The following is a 13,067-nucleotide window of genomic DNA, read 5'->3' as shown; positions in this document are numbered from 1 at the left end:
GCGCCCGCCGGACGGGCCCCGACCCTCCCTTAAGAAGGAGACCCCCGTGTCCGCGACCCCCCTGCTGGAACTCCGCGGGATCGACAAGAGCTTCGGTCCCGTCCAGGTGCTCCGCGACGTCGCCCTGACCGTCCACCCGGGTGAAGTGACCGCATTGGTCGGCGACAACGGCGCCGGCAAGTCGACCCTGGTGAAGTGCATCAGCGGCATCCACCCCACCGACGCCGGAGAGTTCCTGTTCAACGGTGAACCGGTGCACATCGGCAGCCCCCGCGACGCTGCCACGCTCGGCATCGAGGTCGTCTACCAGGACCTCGCGCTCTGCGACAACCTGGACATCGTGCAGAACATGTTCCTCGGCCGGGAGAAGCGCAGCGGCATCGTCCTCGACGAGCCGACCATGGAACAGCTCGCCGCCGAAACCCTGGCGGGGCTCTCCATCCGCACCGTCACCTCACTCCGGCAGCACGTGTCCAGCCTCTCCGGCGGTCAACGACAGACCGTGGCCATCGCCAAGGCGGTGCTCTGGAACAGCAAGCTCGTCATCCTGGACGAGCCGACCGCGGCGCTCGGCGTGGCACAGACCGCCCAGGTGCTCGAACTGGTCCGACGCCTCGCCGACAACGGCCTGGCCGTGGTGCTCATCTCGCACAACATGAACGACGTCTTCGCCGTCTCCGACCGGATCGCCGCGCTGTACCTCGGCCAGATGGTCGCCCAGGTGAAGACCACCGACATCACCCACGCCCAGGTGGTCGAGCTGATCACCGCCGGGCGCTCGGGCGGGCTCGGCCTCGCCACCGACCCGGGCAGCAACGGCGACGGCCCGCAGGCGGCCGACTCGATCTCAGGAGGCGCCCGATGACCACCACCGCCGTGCGGAAGGACGGCCCCGCCGCCGTCACACCGACGCCGACCATCGGGGGCCACTTCCGCAACTACCTGAGCCGGGTACGCGGTGGCGACGTCGGCGCGCTACCAGCCGTCCTCGGCCTGATCGTGCTCTGCACCGTCTTCGCGATCATGCGGCCGTCGTCGTTCCTGTCGGCCGGCAACTTCGCCAACCTCTTCACCCAGGGCGCGGCGGTCACGCTGATCGCGATGGGCCTGGTCTTCGTGCTGCTGCTCGGCGAGATCGACCTCTCCGCCGGCTTCGCCAGCGGCGTCTGCGCTGCGGTGCTGGCCAATGTGGTCACAGTGCTCGGCTACCCCTGGTGGGTCGCCGTGCTCGCCGCCGTCGCCACCGGTGTGGTCATCGGCACCACGCTCGGCATGCTCGTCGCGAAGATCGGCATTCCGTCCTTCGTGGTCACCCTCGCCGGCTTCCTCGCCTTCCAGGGCGTCGTACTGCTGCTCGTCAAAGAGGGCACCAACATCTCCGTCCGCGACGACGTGCTGGTCGCCATCGCCAACCGCAACCTCGCCCCCACGCTGGGCTGGGCGCTGACCGCCCTCGCGGTCATCGGCTACGCGGCGGTGCAACTGCTGCGCCACCGCACCCGGGTGGCCCGCGGCCTGATCACCGACCCGCTCGCGGTGGTGGCGCTGCGGATCGGCGGGCTCGCCGTCATCCTCGGCACCGCGGTGTACGTGCTCAACCTGGAGCGCAGCCGCAACGTCCTGATCAGCTCACTCAAGGGTGTACCGATCGTGGTGCCGATCATCGCGGTGCTGCTGATCATCTGGACCTTCGTGCTCCAACGCACCAGCTACGGCCGGCACATCTACGCCGTGGGCGGCAACCGCGAAGCTGCCCGCCGGGCCGGCATCGGCGTCGACCGGATCCGGGTCTCGGTCTTCGTGATCTGCTCCTCGATGGCCGCCATCGGTGGCATCGTGGCGGCCAGCCGGGCCAACTCGGTCGACCCGAACACCGGGGGCAGTAACGTACTGCTCTACGCGGTCGGCGCAGCCGTGATCGGTGGCACCAGCCTCTTCGGTGGCAAGGGCCGCGTCCTCGACGCCGTACTCGGCGGCGCGGTGGTCGCGGTCATCGAAAACGGAATGGGCCTGATGGGGTACGACGCGGGAGTCAAGTACGTGGTCACGGGCGTCGTGCTGCTGCTCGCCGCCAGCGTCGACGCGCTCTCCCGCCGCCGCGCGGCAGCCACCGGCACCCGCTGACCGCGCGGGAGGTAGCACCAGCATGCGCCCAGGACCGAGCCAGGATGACGTCCGACGGCAGAACCTCGGGGCCCTGCTGCGGCACGTGCACGTCAACGGGGCGACCACGCGTGCCGAGCTGACCACCACGCTGGGCCTCAACCGCAGCACCATCGGCGCGCTCACCGCCGACCTGTCCGCGGTGGGGCTGGTCAGCGAAGGCGCTCCGAAGGAAACCGGCCGGGCCGGACGACCGTCACTGGTCGTCCGGCCCGAGTCGACCCGGGTCTACGCGTACGCGTACTCGGTGGAGGTGGACCGGCTGCGCGCCGCCCGGATCGGGTTGGGTGGCGCGGTCCTGGACCGTCGGGACCTGGACCGGCCGCGCGGTCTGCTGGCCGCGGAGGCCGCGCCGCTGCTGGCCGGCGCGGTCAAGGAGATGCAGCAACTGGTGCCGGCGGACGCGATCTGCGTCGGCGCCGGCGTCGCGGTCTGCGGCATGGTTCGCCGGGACGACGGCCTGGTCCGGCTCGGCCCCACCACCGGTTGGGTGGACGAGCCGATCGGCGCTGCCCTCGCCGACGAGTTGGGCATCGACGTACCGGTCACAGTGGGCAACGTGGCCGACGTCGCCGCGTTCGCCGAGCACGCACGAGGTGTGGCTGCGGGCTGTGACAACGTTCTCTACCTGTACGGCGACGTCGGCGTGGGTGCCGGCATCATCGCCGGTGGGCGCCGGCTGACCGGGCACGGCGGGTACGGCGGCGAGGTCGGCCACATGAAGGTGGTTCGCGACGGCAAACCCTGTGAGTGCGGGTCCCGGGGTTGCTGGGAGACCGAGATCGGCGAGCACGGCCTGTTGCGTGCCGCCGGACGCTCCGACGCCCGGGGCCGCGACGCGCTGCTGGAGGTCTTCGACGCGGCCGACCGCGGGGACGCCCGCGCCCAGACGGCGGTCCGCCAGGCCGGCGACTGGCTCGGCTTCGGGGTGGCCAACCTGGTGAACGTCTTCAACCCCGAGATGGTCATCTTCGGCGGCACCATGCGTGACCTCTACCTCGCGGCGGCGGCCCAGATCCGCAGCCGGCTCAACTCCAACGCGCTCGGCGCCTGCCTGGAGCACGTCCGGCTGCGTACGCCGAAACTGGGTACGGACGCGCCCCTGATCGGCGCCGCCGAGCTGGCCTTCGAACGGCTCCTCGCCGACCCCCTCGACGTGGGTTGATCCGTACGCTGTCCGGCGTGGATCTGGAGTTGCTCGCTGTCACCCGCGGATCCGGGTCGCTCAGCGATGAACTGATCGCACGATCAGCCCGTACCAGTGGGCGGACGGGCAACCGGCAAGGCGCGGCTGCCCGGTCCAGACGCGTTCGGTCCGGACCGAGGAGGCACCACAGACATGGCACCGCTCAGATCCGCCCATCGCCGACTGGGCACCCGGACCCACCGAGCGGCGATGCTGCTCATCGCGATCATCGCGGGGGTCGGTGTCCTGCCCGGCGCGGCCATCGCCGCCCCCGCCGGCGGGCGACAGCTCAACGCCGCCGACATGACACTGCTCAACGGGGTGCGGTTGGCCGGGCTGTGGGAGATGCCGGCCGGCCAGATGGCCGCCGAGAAGGGACAGTCGGCGAAGGTACGGGAGATCGGCGCCGGCATCGCCGGCGAGCACCAGAAGCTCGATGAACTCGTGGTCGAGGCGGCCAACAAGCTGGGCGCGAGCATCCCGAGCGAGCCGACGGCCCAACAAAAGGGCTGGCTGACGGAGATGAAGGACGCCTCCGGCGCCCGGTTCGACCAGATCTTCGTAACCCGCCTCCGGGTCGCTCATGGCGGCATTCTCCCGGTGATCAGCGCAGTACGGGCCAGCACCCGGGACGCCACCGTCCGCAAGCTCTGCGAGGACGCCACCGCCTTCGTCACGCATCACATGCAGATGCTGGAGTCAACCGGACTGGTTCGGTGGCCGGAGCTGCCGCCGGCCGCGCTGCCCGCCCCGGGCGAGGACGGGCTCCTGGCCGCCGCCTCGGCCAACTCCGGCCCGCAGGTCGGTGTCAGCAGCACCGTCGTCTGGCTGGTCTTCCTCGCCGCGCTGGGCACCGGCGGAATCGCCACCTACCGGATGTTGCGCCGCAGCTGACCGATCAGGCAGCTGCCTGGATGGTGGCTCGCGTTACCGGTCCACCTGGGTAAAGTCCCAGGAATGCGGGGCGCGGGCCACCAGCAGGGCTGGCGGGTCCGGCAGCGGGCGGGGGCTGCTGCGCCACTTGGAGATCACCACCACTCGGTGGTCGGTGGAGGAGAAGACCTCGCTGGAGACGTGGAGCGGGTCGTGCTCCAACTCGGGCAGGGCGGTGTCGCACACCCAGGTGATCAGGTCGGCGACTCCGTACGCCTCGGCGCGCGCCTCCCACATCCGCACGATCATGTCCGCGCCCCCGTCACACGCTGACCGTGGTCAACGGCAGCGCCGAATCGGCTGGCAGGTCCAGTCGGCTCGGAGCGACCCCGGCGGCGACCAGGTGCGAACCGAGCGCGGCCACCATCGCGCCGTTGTCGGTGCACAGCTTCGGCCGGGGTACCCGGACCCGGATGCCGTACTTCTCGGCTCGTTGCTCGGCCATCGCCCGCAGCCGCGAGTTCGCCGCCACTCCCCCGCCGATGACCAGGGTCTCGATGCCCTGCGCCCGGCAGGCGGCGAGCGCCTTGTTGGTCAGGACGTCACAGACCGCCTCCTGGAAGGACGCGGCCACGTCGGCCACCGGAACCGGCTCACCGGCACGCTGACGGGCCTCGACCCACCGGGCCACAGCCGTCTTCAGGCCCGAGAACGAGAAGTCGTACCGGTGGGCGGCGAGATCCTTCGCGGCGGTCAGACCGCGGGGGAAGGCGATCGAGGCGGCATCGCCGGCCCGGGCCTCCCGGTCGATGGGCGGACCTCCCGGGAACGGCAACCCGAGCAGCCGGGCGACCTTGTCGAACGCTTCCCCGGCCGCGTCGTCGATGGTGGCGCCGAGCGGGGTGACACCCCGGGCCAGGTCGTCCACCAGCAAGAGGGACGAGTGGCCGCCGGACACCAGGAGCGCGATGGCGGGTTCGGGCAGTGGGCCGTGCTCAAGGGTGTCCACCGCGACGTGGGCGGCGAGGTGGTTGACGCCGTAGATGGGCTTCTCGGCGGCGACCGCGTACCCCTTGGCGGCAGCGACGCCGACCAGCAACGCACCGGCCAGCCCCGGCCCCGAGGTGACAGCGATCGCGTCGATGTCGGCCAGCGTGACGCCGGCCTCGGTCAGGGCCCGGTCCATGGTCGGCACGATGGCCTCCAGGTGGGCCCGGCTGGCCACCTCCGGTACCACACCTCCGAACCGGGCGTGTTCCTCGACGCTGGAGGCGAGCGCGTCGGCCAGCAGGGTGTGCCCCCGCACGATGCCGACACCGGTCTCGTCGCAGGAGGTCTCGATACCCAGGATCAGTGGTTCGTCAGCCATTGTCGTGTGGTCCGTTCCCGGTCGGCTCGGCGTCGCGCCGCATGACCAGCGCGTCTGTGTTGCTCGGTTGGTAGTAGCCGCGCCGCACCCCGATCGGCTCGAAACCGTACGTCGCGTAGAGCCGCTGAGCTGCGGCGTTGTCCACGGCGACCTCCAGCAGGGTGCTGCTGGCGTCGCGCCGGACCGCCTCGGCGAGCAACTCCTCCAGCAGGGCACGGCCTACGCCGCGCCGCTGGGCGTCCCGGCGGACGGCGATGTTCTGTACCCACACCTCGTCCGGCGGACCGCCGGCGAGCCCGGCGTAGCCGAGCACTGAACCGTCCGCGTCGACGGCGACCCGGTAGTGGTGCCCGTTGGCGAGCTCGCTCCAGAACATGGCGGGCGACCACTTCTCAGCGCCGAAGAGGTCCGCCTCGATCGGCAGCACGTCGTCGATGTGCCACCAGCGGAACGGTTCGAGCCGTACCGCGGTCATGGCAGGACCGGTTTGCGGCCGGTCGCCGCCACCGCGTCGGGGCGTCGCAGGTAGAGCGGAGTGAGCCGCTCACTGGACGCCCCCGCCCGGATCCGCTCGGCGGCGAGCAACGCCAGCACTGTCGCGTCCGGATAGCGCGGCTCGACCCGGACGGGCAGGTCCAGGACGTCTGCGTACCGGTGCGCCCCGTCACCGACCGCGATCGTCGCGCCCAGTTCGCGGGCCCGCGCGGCGGCGACCGCCGGCGCGGACACCTCGGGCCCGACGATCCGCTGGCCGGCGCCGTCGTAGACGGCCCAGTAGAGCTCCTTGCGCCGGGCGTCGCTGGCGGCCAGGACCGGCGTGCCGGACGCCTCCGGGTACCCGATGGCGTCCAGCGAACAGACACCGTACGTGGGGATCCCCAGCACCTGACCCATTGTCGCGGCGGTGACCAGGCCGACCCGTAGCCCGGTGAACGGACCCGGGCCGAGCCCGGCGACGATGGCCGCCAGGTCACGCGGGCGCGCGTCAGCGTCGGCGAGGACCGCATCCACCTGGGGCGCGAGCAGCTCACCGTGCGCGCGAGCATCGACCGTGCACCGGTGCGCCCGCGACGCCACGCCGTCTGCCGAGATCTCCACCAGCGCCGCGGTGACCGCGGGGGTCGAGCTGTCCACCACGAGTACGAGCACGGTAAGCCAGCCTAGCCGCCCCGCCCAGCCCTCCCGGTCACGCCCCGCCACCCCCCTTCGCCCCTCGCCCCGACCTCGCCCGCCCCACCCCCTCTCGCCCGGACCTTGTACCGACCTTGCCCGCCCCGCCACCCGCCTTCGCCCCTCGCCCCGCTCTCGGCCGCTCTCGCCCGCTCTCGCCCGGACCTTGCCCCCGGCCACCCGCGTTCGCCCTTCGTCTCACGTCGCCCCACACCGCCCCACCCCGCCCCGCCTCGCGCCGCCCCTGCCACCCCGCCGCGGACCGCCCCGCCGCCGTTGGCCGCCGGCCCAACGGCTAGCCAGGGACGAGCGCTGGAACCACACCCGCTAATCAGCCTGATGTCTGTGAGTCATCGTGATGACTCACAGACATCACGCTCATCGAAGTGAGGCCCGCCAGGTCATGCGCTCGGCGTATCAGGGCGCGCGGATCGCGCCGCAAGCCGCCGACCTGCCGCAGCGGGATCGCGGGCATCTCACCCGTGGTCCACGATGCCGGGATGTCATCGACTCGCCTTGTCGCCCTGCTTGGTGCTGCCTTGCGGCAGCAACGACAGCTGCGCGACCTGAGCCAACGTCAGTTGGCCGCGTTGGCCGAGGTCGACCAGGCCGCGGTGGCCCGGTTCGAACGTGGTGAGCGAGCGCCGACCATCCCGGTGCTGGAACGGCTGTTTGCCGCGATGGACGTGCAGTTGGTCGTCGGAGTCGAGCCGTTGGACGCGCACCTCGACGCCCAGATCGACGGCTTGGCCGCCCGGCCGATCGCCGAACGGATCGACGGGTTGGGGCTGGATCGGCTGCTGGACCGGCTCACCGACTTCCCACAGGTGATCACCGGTTGCACAGCGGCGTTGCTACAGGGCGCGCCGGTGCCGGTCGACGCGCTGGAGATCGCCCTGCGTTGGCAGGACTCCAAACCGTTCACCCGCTGGCTGGAAACGAACTACGGGCAGCGGTGGAACGACCGCTGGGGTGAGTTCGGCGGGGTGTGGTTGGAGCCCGAGGAGCCGGGCGAACACCGGTGGTCGACCCGGTACGGGGAGATCAGGGCCACGATGTGCGACGAGCTGCCCGAGACGATCGAGGTGCGCCACGGCGAAAGGATCTACCAGGTGGTGCCGCTCGTCGAGCTGGAACTCAGCGAGCCGCGCGCCGCCGGACTGTTACGCCGCTACCGCAACCGGCAGTTGGCCAGCGACAGCTGAGTCAGCTGCCGGCCCGGCGGTGCAACGTCGACGAGCGGCTCAGCCGGCAGTGCGCTCCCAATCGATGGTGGGCAGGCCGGCGTCGGCGAGTGCCTTGTTGGCGGCGCTGAACGGGCGGCTACCGAGGAAGCCGCGCGGGTTCATCGGGCTCGGGTGACCCGCCTCCAGCACCACGTGCTGCGGGTTGGTGACCAGCGCGGCCTTCTTGCGGGCGTAGCCGCCCCAGAGCAGGAAGACCACCCGGTCCGGTGCCGCGTCCAGTGCCCGGATCGTCGCGTCGGTGAACTCTTCCCAGCCGGCGTTGGCGTGCGAGCCCGGGGTGGCCTGCCGGACGGTCAGCACCGCGTTGAGCAGCAGAACCCCCTGGGCGGCCCACCCGTCGAGGTTGCCGCTGCGCGGCTTGGGGACGCCCACGTCCTCGCCCAGCTCCTTGAAGACGTTGCGCAACGACGGCGGCACCGTCACACCGTCGCGGACGCTGAAGCTCAACCCATGAGCCTGCCCGGCCCGGTGGTAGGGATCCTGCCCGAGGATGAGCACCCGAACGCCCTGCGGCGGGCACAGCCGGTATGCCGAGAACAGATCCTCCTGCGGAGGAAAGACCGTCTGCGTCGCGTATTCCCGGGCGACGAACTCGCCGAGCGCGGCGGTGCGTGCCGGGTCGAGGTGCGGGGTGAGCACTGTGCGCCACTGCTCCGGCAGCAGGGCCAGCAGATCCAGGGCGGGGGCGTCGTCGGGCATCGGGAACCTCTTCACAGCGCGGGTCGGTCCCCCGCACTCTAGGCATCGGGTACGACAGCCACCGACCTAGCCCAGGTCGGCGAGCCGCCGGGCCCAGTCACCGCCGATCGGGTCCAGCTCGACGACGCGGGTGTCGTCGTCGCGGCGGTCGATGCGAACCCGTAGGTGCGCGTCCACCAACTGCTCCACCAGGCCCTCGCCCCACTCCACCACTGTTACCGAGTCGTCCACCGAGGCGTCGAGGTCCAGGTCGTCGATCTCGGCGCGCGGGTCGGTGGCGTCACCCAACCGGTACGCGTCGGCGTGCACGAGCGCCACCCGGCCGCCCCGGGCCGGATCGGGGCGGTGCACCCGGGCGATCACGAAGGTCGGCGAGGTGATGTCCCCGAGGACACCGAGCCCGGCCCCGACGCCCTGGGTGAGCGCGGTCTTGCCGGCACCCAACGGGCCGGTCAACAGCACCAGGTCGCCGGCGCGCAGCAGCCCGGCCAGCCGCCGGCCGAAGTCCCGAGTGTCTTCGACGGTCGGCAGCTTGACGACGTGACTCACCGTTCCTCCACGCTCTGCAATGACTCCAGGAACCGCGCCAGGGCGGCGTTGACCTCGTCCGCGTGCTCCAACATCACCATGTGACCGCTGTCCTTGATCTTCACGAACTCGGCGTGCGGCAACCGGCGGACGATCTCCTCGGAGTGGGTCACCGGCGTGATCATGTCCTTGTCGCCGACCACCACGAGCACCGGAGTCGCCGCCAGCGCCGCCAGCGCCGGGAAGCGCGAGTGGGTGGCCAGGGTCCGCAGGTAGCGGGTCACCGTGTCGGCCGACGTCCGGGAGTTCATCGTCTCCACGTAGGACACCAGCGACGGGCTGGGCTTGCGGGTGCCGAAGCCGTACTTGCGGGTCAGTAACCAGGCCACGTTCGACGTCGACTTGCGGGCCTTGTCGATCACCGGCCCGCCGTACCGGGTGGCGTTGCTGACCATGTAGAGCATCGGACCGCCGACCCGGCCGAGCAGCGCGGGCGCGACCAGCTTGGTCTCCGCGATGAGCCCGCCCGACGTGGCCATCAGAACGGTGCCCACCACCCGGTCACCGAACAGCTCTCCGAACAACTCGGCGAACGCCATGATCGTCATGCCGCCCATCGAGTGGCCGACCAGCACCAGCGGCCCGTCCGGGGCGGTTCGGTCGATCACCTGACGCAGCGTTCGGCCAAGCACGGCGAGGTCGTACTCCCCGGTCTCCAGCCGTCCGGACCGGCCGTGACCGGGCTGGTCGTACGCCACGATCCGGTAGTCACCGCGGGCGGCGAGCATCTGGCGCTGGAAGTGGAACGTCCCCATGTCCAGGCAGAAACCGTGCACCAGCACCACAGTCGGGTGCCCCGGCACCGGCCGGGTGGGCTCGACCACCTCGACGTGGATGTCGGTGCCGTCCGGCAACTCCAGGCGGAACGCCTCGTCGTACCGCTGCTTGTCGAACGTCTCGTGCGCGTAGCGGTCGGCCGGATCGGCCTTGAGCCGACGGACCAGGGTCCGCTCGGTCGCGACGCCAGCCGCCAGACCTGCCGCGGCCACCCCGACCGCCGCGCCGACGATCCCCGCTACCCGGCCCGCAGCCGACCGCGGACGCGGAATGCGATAACTCATGGTTTCTCGCCGTCGTAGACCCGGGGCACCCGCGTGCCGCCGAACCGCGTCACGATCTCGTAGTTGATCGTGCCGACCGCCTCGGCCCAGTCGTCCGCCGTCGGTTCGCCGTCGACGCCGCTGCCGAAGAGCGTCGCCACGTCGCCGTCGGCCACCGGGTCGTCCCCGCAGTCGAGCACGAACTGGTCCATGCAGACCCGGCCCGATATCGTCCGGCGTACGCCGCCGAGCTGGACCGGGCCGGTGTTGGACGCGTGTCGGGGAACCCCGTCGGCGTACCCGAGCGGCACCACGGCCAGGTTCGCGTCGGCCTGCGTGGTGTAGGCGTGCCCGTAGGAGATACCGGTGCCGGCGGGCACCCGCTTGGTGAGCATCACCCGGGCGCGGGCGGTCATGGCCGGCCGCAACCCGTACGTCTCGCCGGCCACCGGTGACAGGCCGTAGATGGCCAGGCCGGGCCGGACCAGGTCGAAGTGGGTGTCCGGGCGGGTGAGGGTGGCGGCCGAGTTGGCGAGGTGCCGCCAGCGCGGTCGCAGCCCGGCCCGCTCGACCATGGCCAGCGCTTCGTGGAAGACGGCCAGTTGGCGGTCGGTGGTGGGGTGGCCGGGCGAGTCCGCGTACACGAAGTGGCTCCACACGCCGACCACCTCGACCAGGCCGTCGGCCTGCGCCTTCGCCGCGGCGTCCAGCAGCGCGGGCCAGTCGGCGACTGTCGCACCGCCCCGGGACAGCCCCGTATCGATCTTGAGGTGCAGGCGGGCGGGACGCCCGGCGAGGCGACTCGCCTCGATCATCTCGTCCAGTTGCGTCAGGCTGGCCGCGCCCAGGTCCACCCCGGCACTGACCCCCTCGTGCAGCGGCAACCCGGGGGCGAGCAGCCAGGCCAGCACCGGCACCGTCACCCCGGCCCGCCGCAGGGTGAGGGCCTCGTCGAGGGTGCAGACGCCGAGCCAGTCAGCGCCGGCGTCGAGCGCCGCGCGGGCGGCCGGAAGCATGCCGTGGCCGTACCCGTCGGCCTTGACCACTGCCATCAACTCGGCGGTGGTGCCGGATCGGAGCCTGCTCACGTTCTCGCGGATGGCGTCAAGATCGACGCGTACCTCGGCCTGCCACATGCACCCAGCCTACTTTCCGCCGTGATCACCGCGGGCGGCGACGCACGTCCCGACGCGGCGATCCGGTCAGCGCGCCCGGAACCACCCCGTTCAGCCCAGCCGGGCCAGCACCGGACGCAGCGCGGTCGCCACGTCGGGCGCGGTCACCGGGCCACCCCGGGCCGCCTCCCGCCCGGCGAGCCCATGCAGGTACGCGGCCGAGGCGGCGGCCCGATCGGCGGGTACCCCGGCCGCCAGCAACGAGCCGAGCAGCCCGGCCAACACGTCGCCGGTGCCGCCGGTGGCCAGCGCCGGGGTGCCGGTCGGGTTGACGTACGCCCGACCGTCCGGCGTGCCGATCACCGTGCGATCGCCCTTGAGCAGCACCACCGCGTTCATCCAGGCGGCCAGCCGCAGCGCGGCGCCGACCCGGTCGACGCCCGGCTCCTCCCCGCAGAGACGGGTGAACTCGCGGTCGTGCGGGGTGACCACGATGGGCGCGTCCCGACCCCGCAGCCGGTCGGCGAGCGAGCCGTCCACCAGCAGGGTCAGAGCGTCGGCGTCGAGCACCACCGGCACCGGGGCGGCCAGTACGGCGCGCAGCTCGGCCGCCGCGTCGGTGCCGGTGCCCAGCCCGGAGCCGCAGACCCAGGCCTGCACCCGGCCCGCGTCGGCGACCCGCCCGCTGGCGATCACCGAAGGGTGCTGGTGCAGCACCTCGGCTCGGGCGCTGCCGGCGTAGCGGACCAGGCCGGTGGGCCCGGCCAGGGCGCCGCCCACGGAGAGCACCGCCGCACCCGGGTAGGCCGCCGAACCGGTCGACACCCCCACCACGCCCCGGGTGTACTTCTCCGACGCCGCGCCCAGCTGAGGCCACCAGTCGACCAGGTCGGACCATTCGGTGACCCGCAGCGCCGGGGTGCCGCGCAGCCACGGCCGCAGCCCGATGTCGACCAGCTCGACCTGCCCGGCCAGCGCGGCGGCCGGGCCGACCACCAGGGCGGGCTTCAGCGCGCCGAAGGCCACCGTCACGTCGGCGCGGACCGCTGTGGGCCGGCCGGACGCGGACAGCGGCACGTGGCCGGTGTCGACCGCGACCCCGCTGGGCACGTCGACCGCCAGCACCGTGGCCCGTCCCCCGTCGCGTCCGCGCAGCTCGCCGAGGCGCTGGACCACCTCGTCCGCGTTCGCCCGTAGCCCACCGGTGCCACCGATGCCGACGATGCCGTCGACGACCAGGTCGATCGGGCCGGCCGGGTCTCGGACCAGCCGACCGCCAGCGGCTCGCAGCGCGGCCAGGCCGGCGGCGTGCGCCCGCCCGGGGGTGAGCAGCAGGGCGGACACGTGGACACCTCGCCGGGCCAACCGCTCCCCCGCGTACAGCGCGTCGCCGCCGTTGTCACCGGAGCCGACCAGCAGCAGCACCCGGCCCCCGTAGACTCCGCCCCGCTCGGCGAGCAGGAGCGCGGCCCGGCGGGCCAGGCCGGCGGCGGCCCGCTGCATCAGCGTCCCCTCCGGCAGCGTGCCCATCAACCCCGCCTCGGCCGCCCGTACGTCGGCCACCCGCCACACCGCTCTCATGCCACCGTGTCCCATTCAGTTAGCGGGCGGACCTGA

Annotated in this window: 14 protein-coding genes; 5 read left to right on the top strand and 9 right to left on the bottom strand. The window is 72.3% G+C overall.

Translation table 11 applies throughout. The annotated features are described in order from the left end of the window. Window positions 1-46: 46 nt before the first annotated feature. The 4 genes from ACGF3C_RS08345 (at window position 47) to ACGF3C_RS08330 (ending at window position 4,243) form a co-directional block, all read left to right on the top strand. On the top strand, window positions 47-865 hold the full coding sequence (locus tag ACGF3C_RS08345; RefSeq protein WP_357206748.1) for an ATP-binding cassette domain-containing protein: 819 nt from the start codon (window positions 47-49) through the stop codon (window positions 863-865). After that, entirely contained in the window at window positions 862-2,124 is a 1,263-nt protein-coding gene (locus tag ACGF3C_RS08340) for a sugar ABC transporter permease (RefSeq protein ID WP_393219993.1), read from the top strand. Before ACGF3C_RS08345 ends, ACGF3C_RS08340 begins: the two co-directional genes overlap by 4 nt. Window positions 2,125-2,146: 22 nt before the next feature. Next, the gene (locus tag ACGF3C_RS08335; RefSeq protein WP_357206744.1) at window positions 2,147-3,328 is read left to right on the top strand and encodes an ROK family protein; all 1,182 of its coding nucleotides are present in this window, start codon (window positions 2,147-2,149) and stop codon (window positions 3,326-3,328) included. A 174-nt stretch (window positions 3,329-3,502) separates the two neighbouring features. After that, a complete protein-coding gene (locus ACGF3C_RS08330; protein ID WP_393219989.1) occupies window positions 3,503-4,243 on the top strand; it encodes a DUF4142 domain-containing protein in 741 nt (246 codons plus the stop codon). 33 nt (window positions 4,244-4,276) lie between these two features. Here the strand turns inward: ACGF3C_RS08330 and ACGF3C_RS08325 are convergent, their stop codons facing one another. Genes ACGF3C_RS08325 through tsaB form a run of 4 tightly spaced genes read right to left on the bottom strand, consistent with a single transcriptional unit; the run spans window position 4,277 to window position 6,740 of the window. Then, window positions 4,277-4,531, bottom strand: coding sequence for a hypothetical protein (locus ACGF3C_RS08325; protein WP_039906914.1), 255 nt, complete (start codon window positions 4,529-4,531; stop codon window positions 4,277-4,279). 13 nt (window positions 4,532-4,544) lie between these two features. Then, entirely contained in the window at window positions 4,545-5,591 is a 1,047-nt protein-coding gene (gene tsaD / locus ACGF3C_RS08320) for a tRNA (adenosine(37)-N6)-threonylcarbamoyltransferase complex transferase subunit TsaD (protein WP_355502014.1), read from the bottom strand. Then, window positions 5,584-6,066, bottom strand: a complete 483-nt coding sequence (gene rimI / locus ACGF3C_RS08315) for a ribosomal protein S18-alanine N-acetyltransferase (protein ID WP_393219985.1) — start codon at window positions 6,064-6,066, stop codon at window positions 5,584-5,586. The genes tsaD and rimI overlap by 8 nt, the downstream gene beginning before the upstream one ends. Then, window positions 6,063-6,740 carry a tRNA (adenosine(37)-N6)-threonylcarbamoyltransferase complex dimerization subunit type 1 TsaB gene (gene tsaB / locus ACGF3C_RS08310; RefSeq protein WP_393219983.1) on the bottom strand — a complete coding sequence of 226 codons (678 nt, stop codon included), beginning with the start codon at window positions 6,738-6,740 and terminating at the stop codon, window positions 6,063-6,065. Before tsaB ends, rimI begins: the two co-directional genes overlap by 4 nt. 521 nt (window positions 6,741-7,261) lie before the next feature. Here tsaB and ACGF3C_RS08305 point away from each other — a divergent pair. Next, complete coding sequence (locus ACGF3C_RS08305; RefSeq protein WP_393219980.1) at window positions 7,262-7,966, top strand: helix-turn-helix domain-containing protein; 705 nt, start codon at window positions 7,262-7,264, stop codon at window positions 7,964-7,966. Between the two features lie 39 nt (window positions 7,967-8,005). Here the strand turns inward: ACGF3C_RS08305 and ung are convergent, their stop codons facing one another. From ung to ACGF3C_RS08280, 5 genes are all read right to left on the bottom strand, one after another. Continuing rightward, a complete protein-coding gene (ung, locus tag ACGF3C_RS08300; protein ID WP_393219977.1) occupies window positions 8,006-8,707 on the bottom strand; it encodes a uracil-DNA glycosylase in 702 nt (233 codons plus the stop codon). 66 nt (window positions 8,708-8,773) lie between these two features. Then, the gene (gene tsaE / locus ACGF3C_RS08295) at window positions 8,774-9,256 is read right to left on the bottom strand and encodes a tRNA (adenosine(37)-N6)-threonylcarbamoyltransferase complex ATPase subunit type 1 TsaE (RefSeq protein ID WP_357261185.1); all 483 of its coding nucleotides are present in this window, start codon (window positions 9,254-9,256) and stop codon (window positions 8,774-8,776) included. Next, window positions 9,253-10,356, bottom strand: a complete 1,104-nt coding sequence (locus ACGF3C_RS08290; RefSeq protein ID WP_393219973.1) for an alpha/beta fold hydrolase — start codon at window positions 10,354-10,356, stop codon at window positions 9,253-9,255. Before ACGF3C_RS08290 ends, tsaE begins: the two co-directional genes overlap by 4 nt. Beyond that, window positions 10,353-11,471: an alanine racemase gene (alr, locus tag ACGF3C_RS08285; protein ID WP_355009653.1), complete on the bottom strand. Its 1,119-nt coding sequence runs from the start codon at window positions 11,469-11,471 to the stop codon at window positions 10,353-10,355. The genes ACGF3C_RS08290 and alr overlap by 4 nt, the downstream gene beginning before the upstream one ends. 90 nt (window positions 11,472-11,561) lie before the next feature. Beyond that, window positions 11,562-13,031 (bottom strand): NAD(P)H-hydrate dehydratase, encoded by a 1,470-nt coding sequence (locus tag ACGF3C_RS08280; protein WP_393219969.1) that lies wholly within the window; start codon window positions 13,029-13,031, stop codon window positions 11,562-11,564. Between the last annotated feature and the right edge of the window lie 36 nt (window positions 13,032-13,067).

It is taken from the genome of Micromonospora sp. NPDC047762 (assembly GCF_043204655.1).
Lineage (GTDB): Bacteria > Actinomycetota > Actinomycetes > Mycobacteriales > Micromonosporaceae > Micromonospora.
The sequence above is the reverse complement of the archived record's forward strand: the minus strand, read 5'-3'. Positions and strand labels throughout refer to the sequence as shown.

Bases quoted from the DNA above. Each gene is read 5' to 3' on its own strand.
- rimI (WP_393219985.1), bottom strand. From the start codon at position 6,066: ATGACCGCGGTACGGCTCGAACCGTTCCGCTGGTGGCACATCGACGAC.
- ACGF3C_RS08325 (WP_039906914.1), bottom strand. From the start codon at position 4,531: ATGATCGTGCGGATGTGGGAGGCGCGCGCCGAGGCGTACGGAGTCGCC.
- ACGF3C_RS08280 (WP_393219969.1), bottom strand. From the start codon at position 13,031: ATGAGAGCGGTGTGGCGGGTGGCCGACGTACGGGCGGCCGAGGCGGGG.
- ung (WP_393219977.1), bottom strand. From the start codon at position 8,707: ATGCCCGACGACGCCCCCGCCCTGGATCTGCTGGCCCTGCTGCCGGAG.
- ACGF3C_RS08305 (WP_393219980.1), top strand. From the start codon at position 7,262: ATGTCATCGACTCGCCTTGTCGCCCTGCTTGGTGCTGCCTTGCGGCAG.
- alr (WP_355009653.1), bottom strand. From the start codon at position 11,471: ATGTGGCAGGCCGAGGTACGCGTCGATCTTGACGCCATCCGCGAGAAC.
- ACGF3C_RS08335 (WP_357206744.1), top strand. From the start codon at position 2,147: ATGCGCCCAGGACCGAGCCAGGATGACGTCCGACGGCAGAACCTCGGG.
- ACGF3C_RS08290 (WP_393219973.1), bottom strand. From the start codon at position 10,356: ATGAGTTATCGCATTCCGCGTCCGCGGTCGGCTGCGGGCCGGGTAGCG.
- ACGF3C_RS08340 (WP_393219993.1), top strand. From the start codon at position 862: ATGACCACCACCGCCGTGCGGAAGGACGGCCCCGCCGCCGTCACACCG.
- ACGF3C_RS08330 (WP_393219989.1), top strand. From the start codon at position 3,503: ATGGCACCGCTCAGATCCGCCCATCGCCGACTGGGCACCCGGACCCAC.
- tsaD (WP_355502014.1), bottom strand. From the start codon at position 5,591: ATGGCTGACGAACCACTGATCCTGGGTATCGAGACCTCCTGCGACGAG.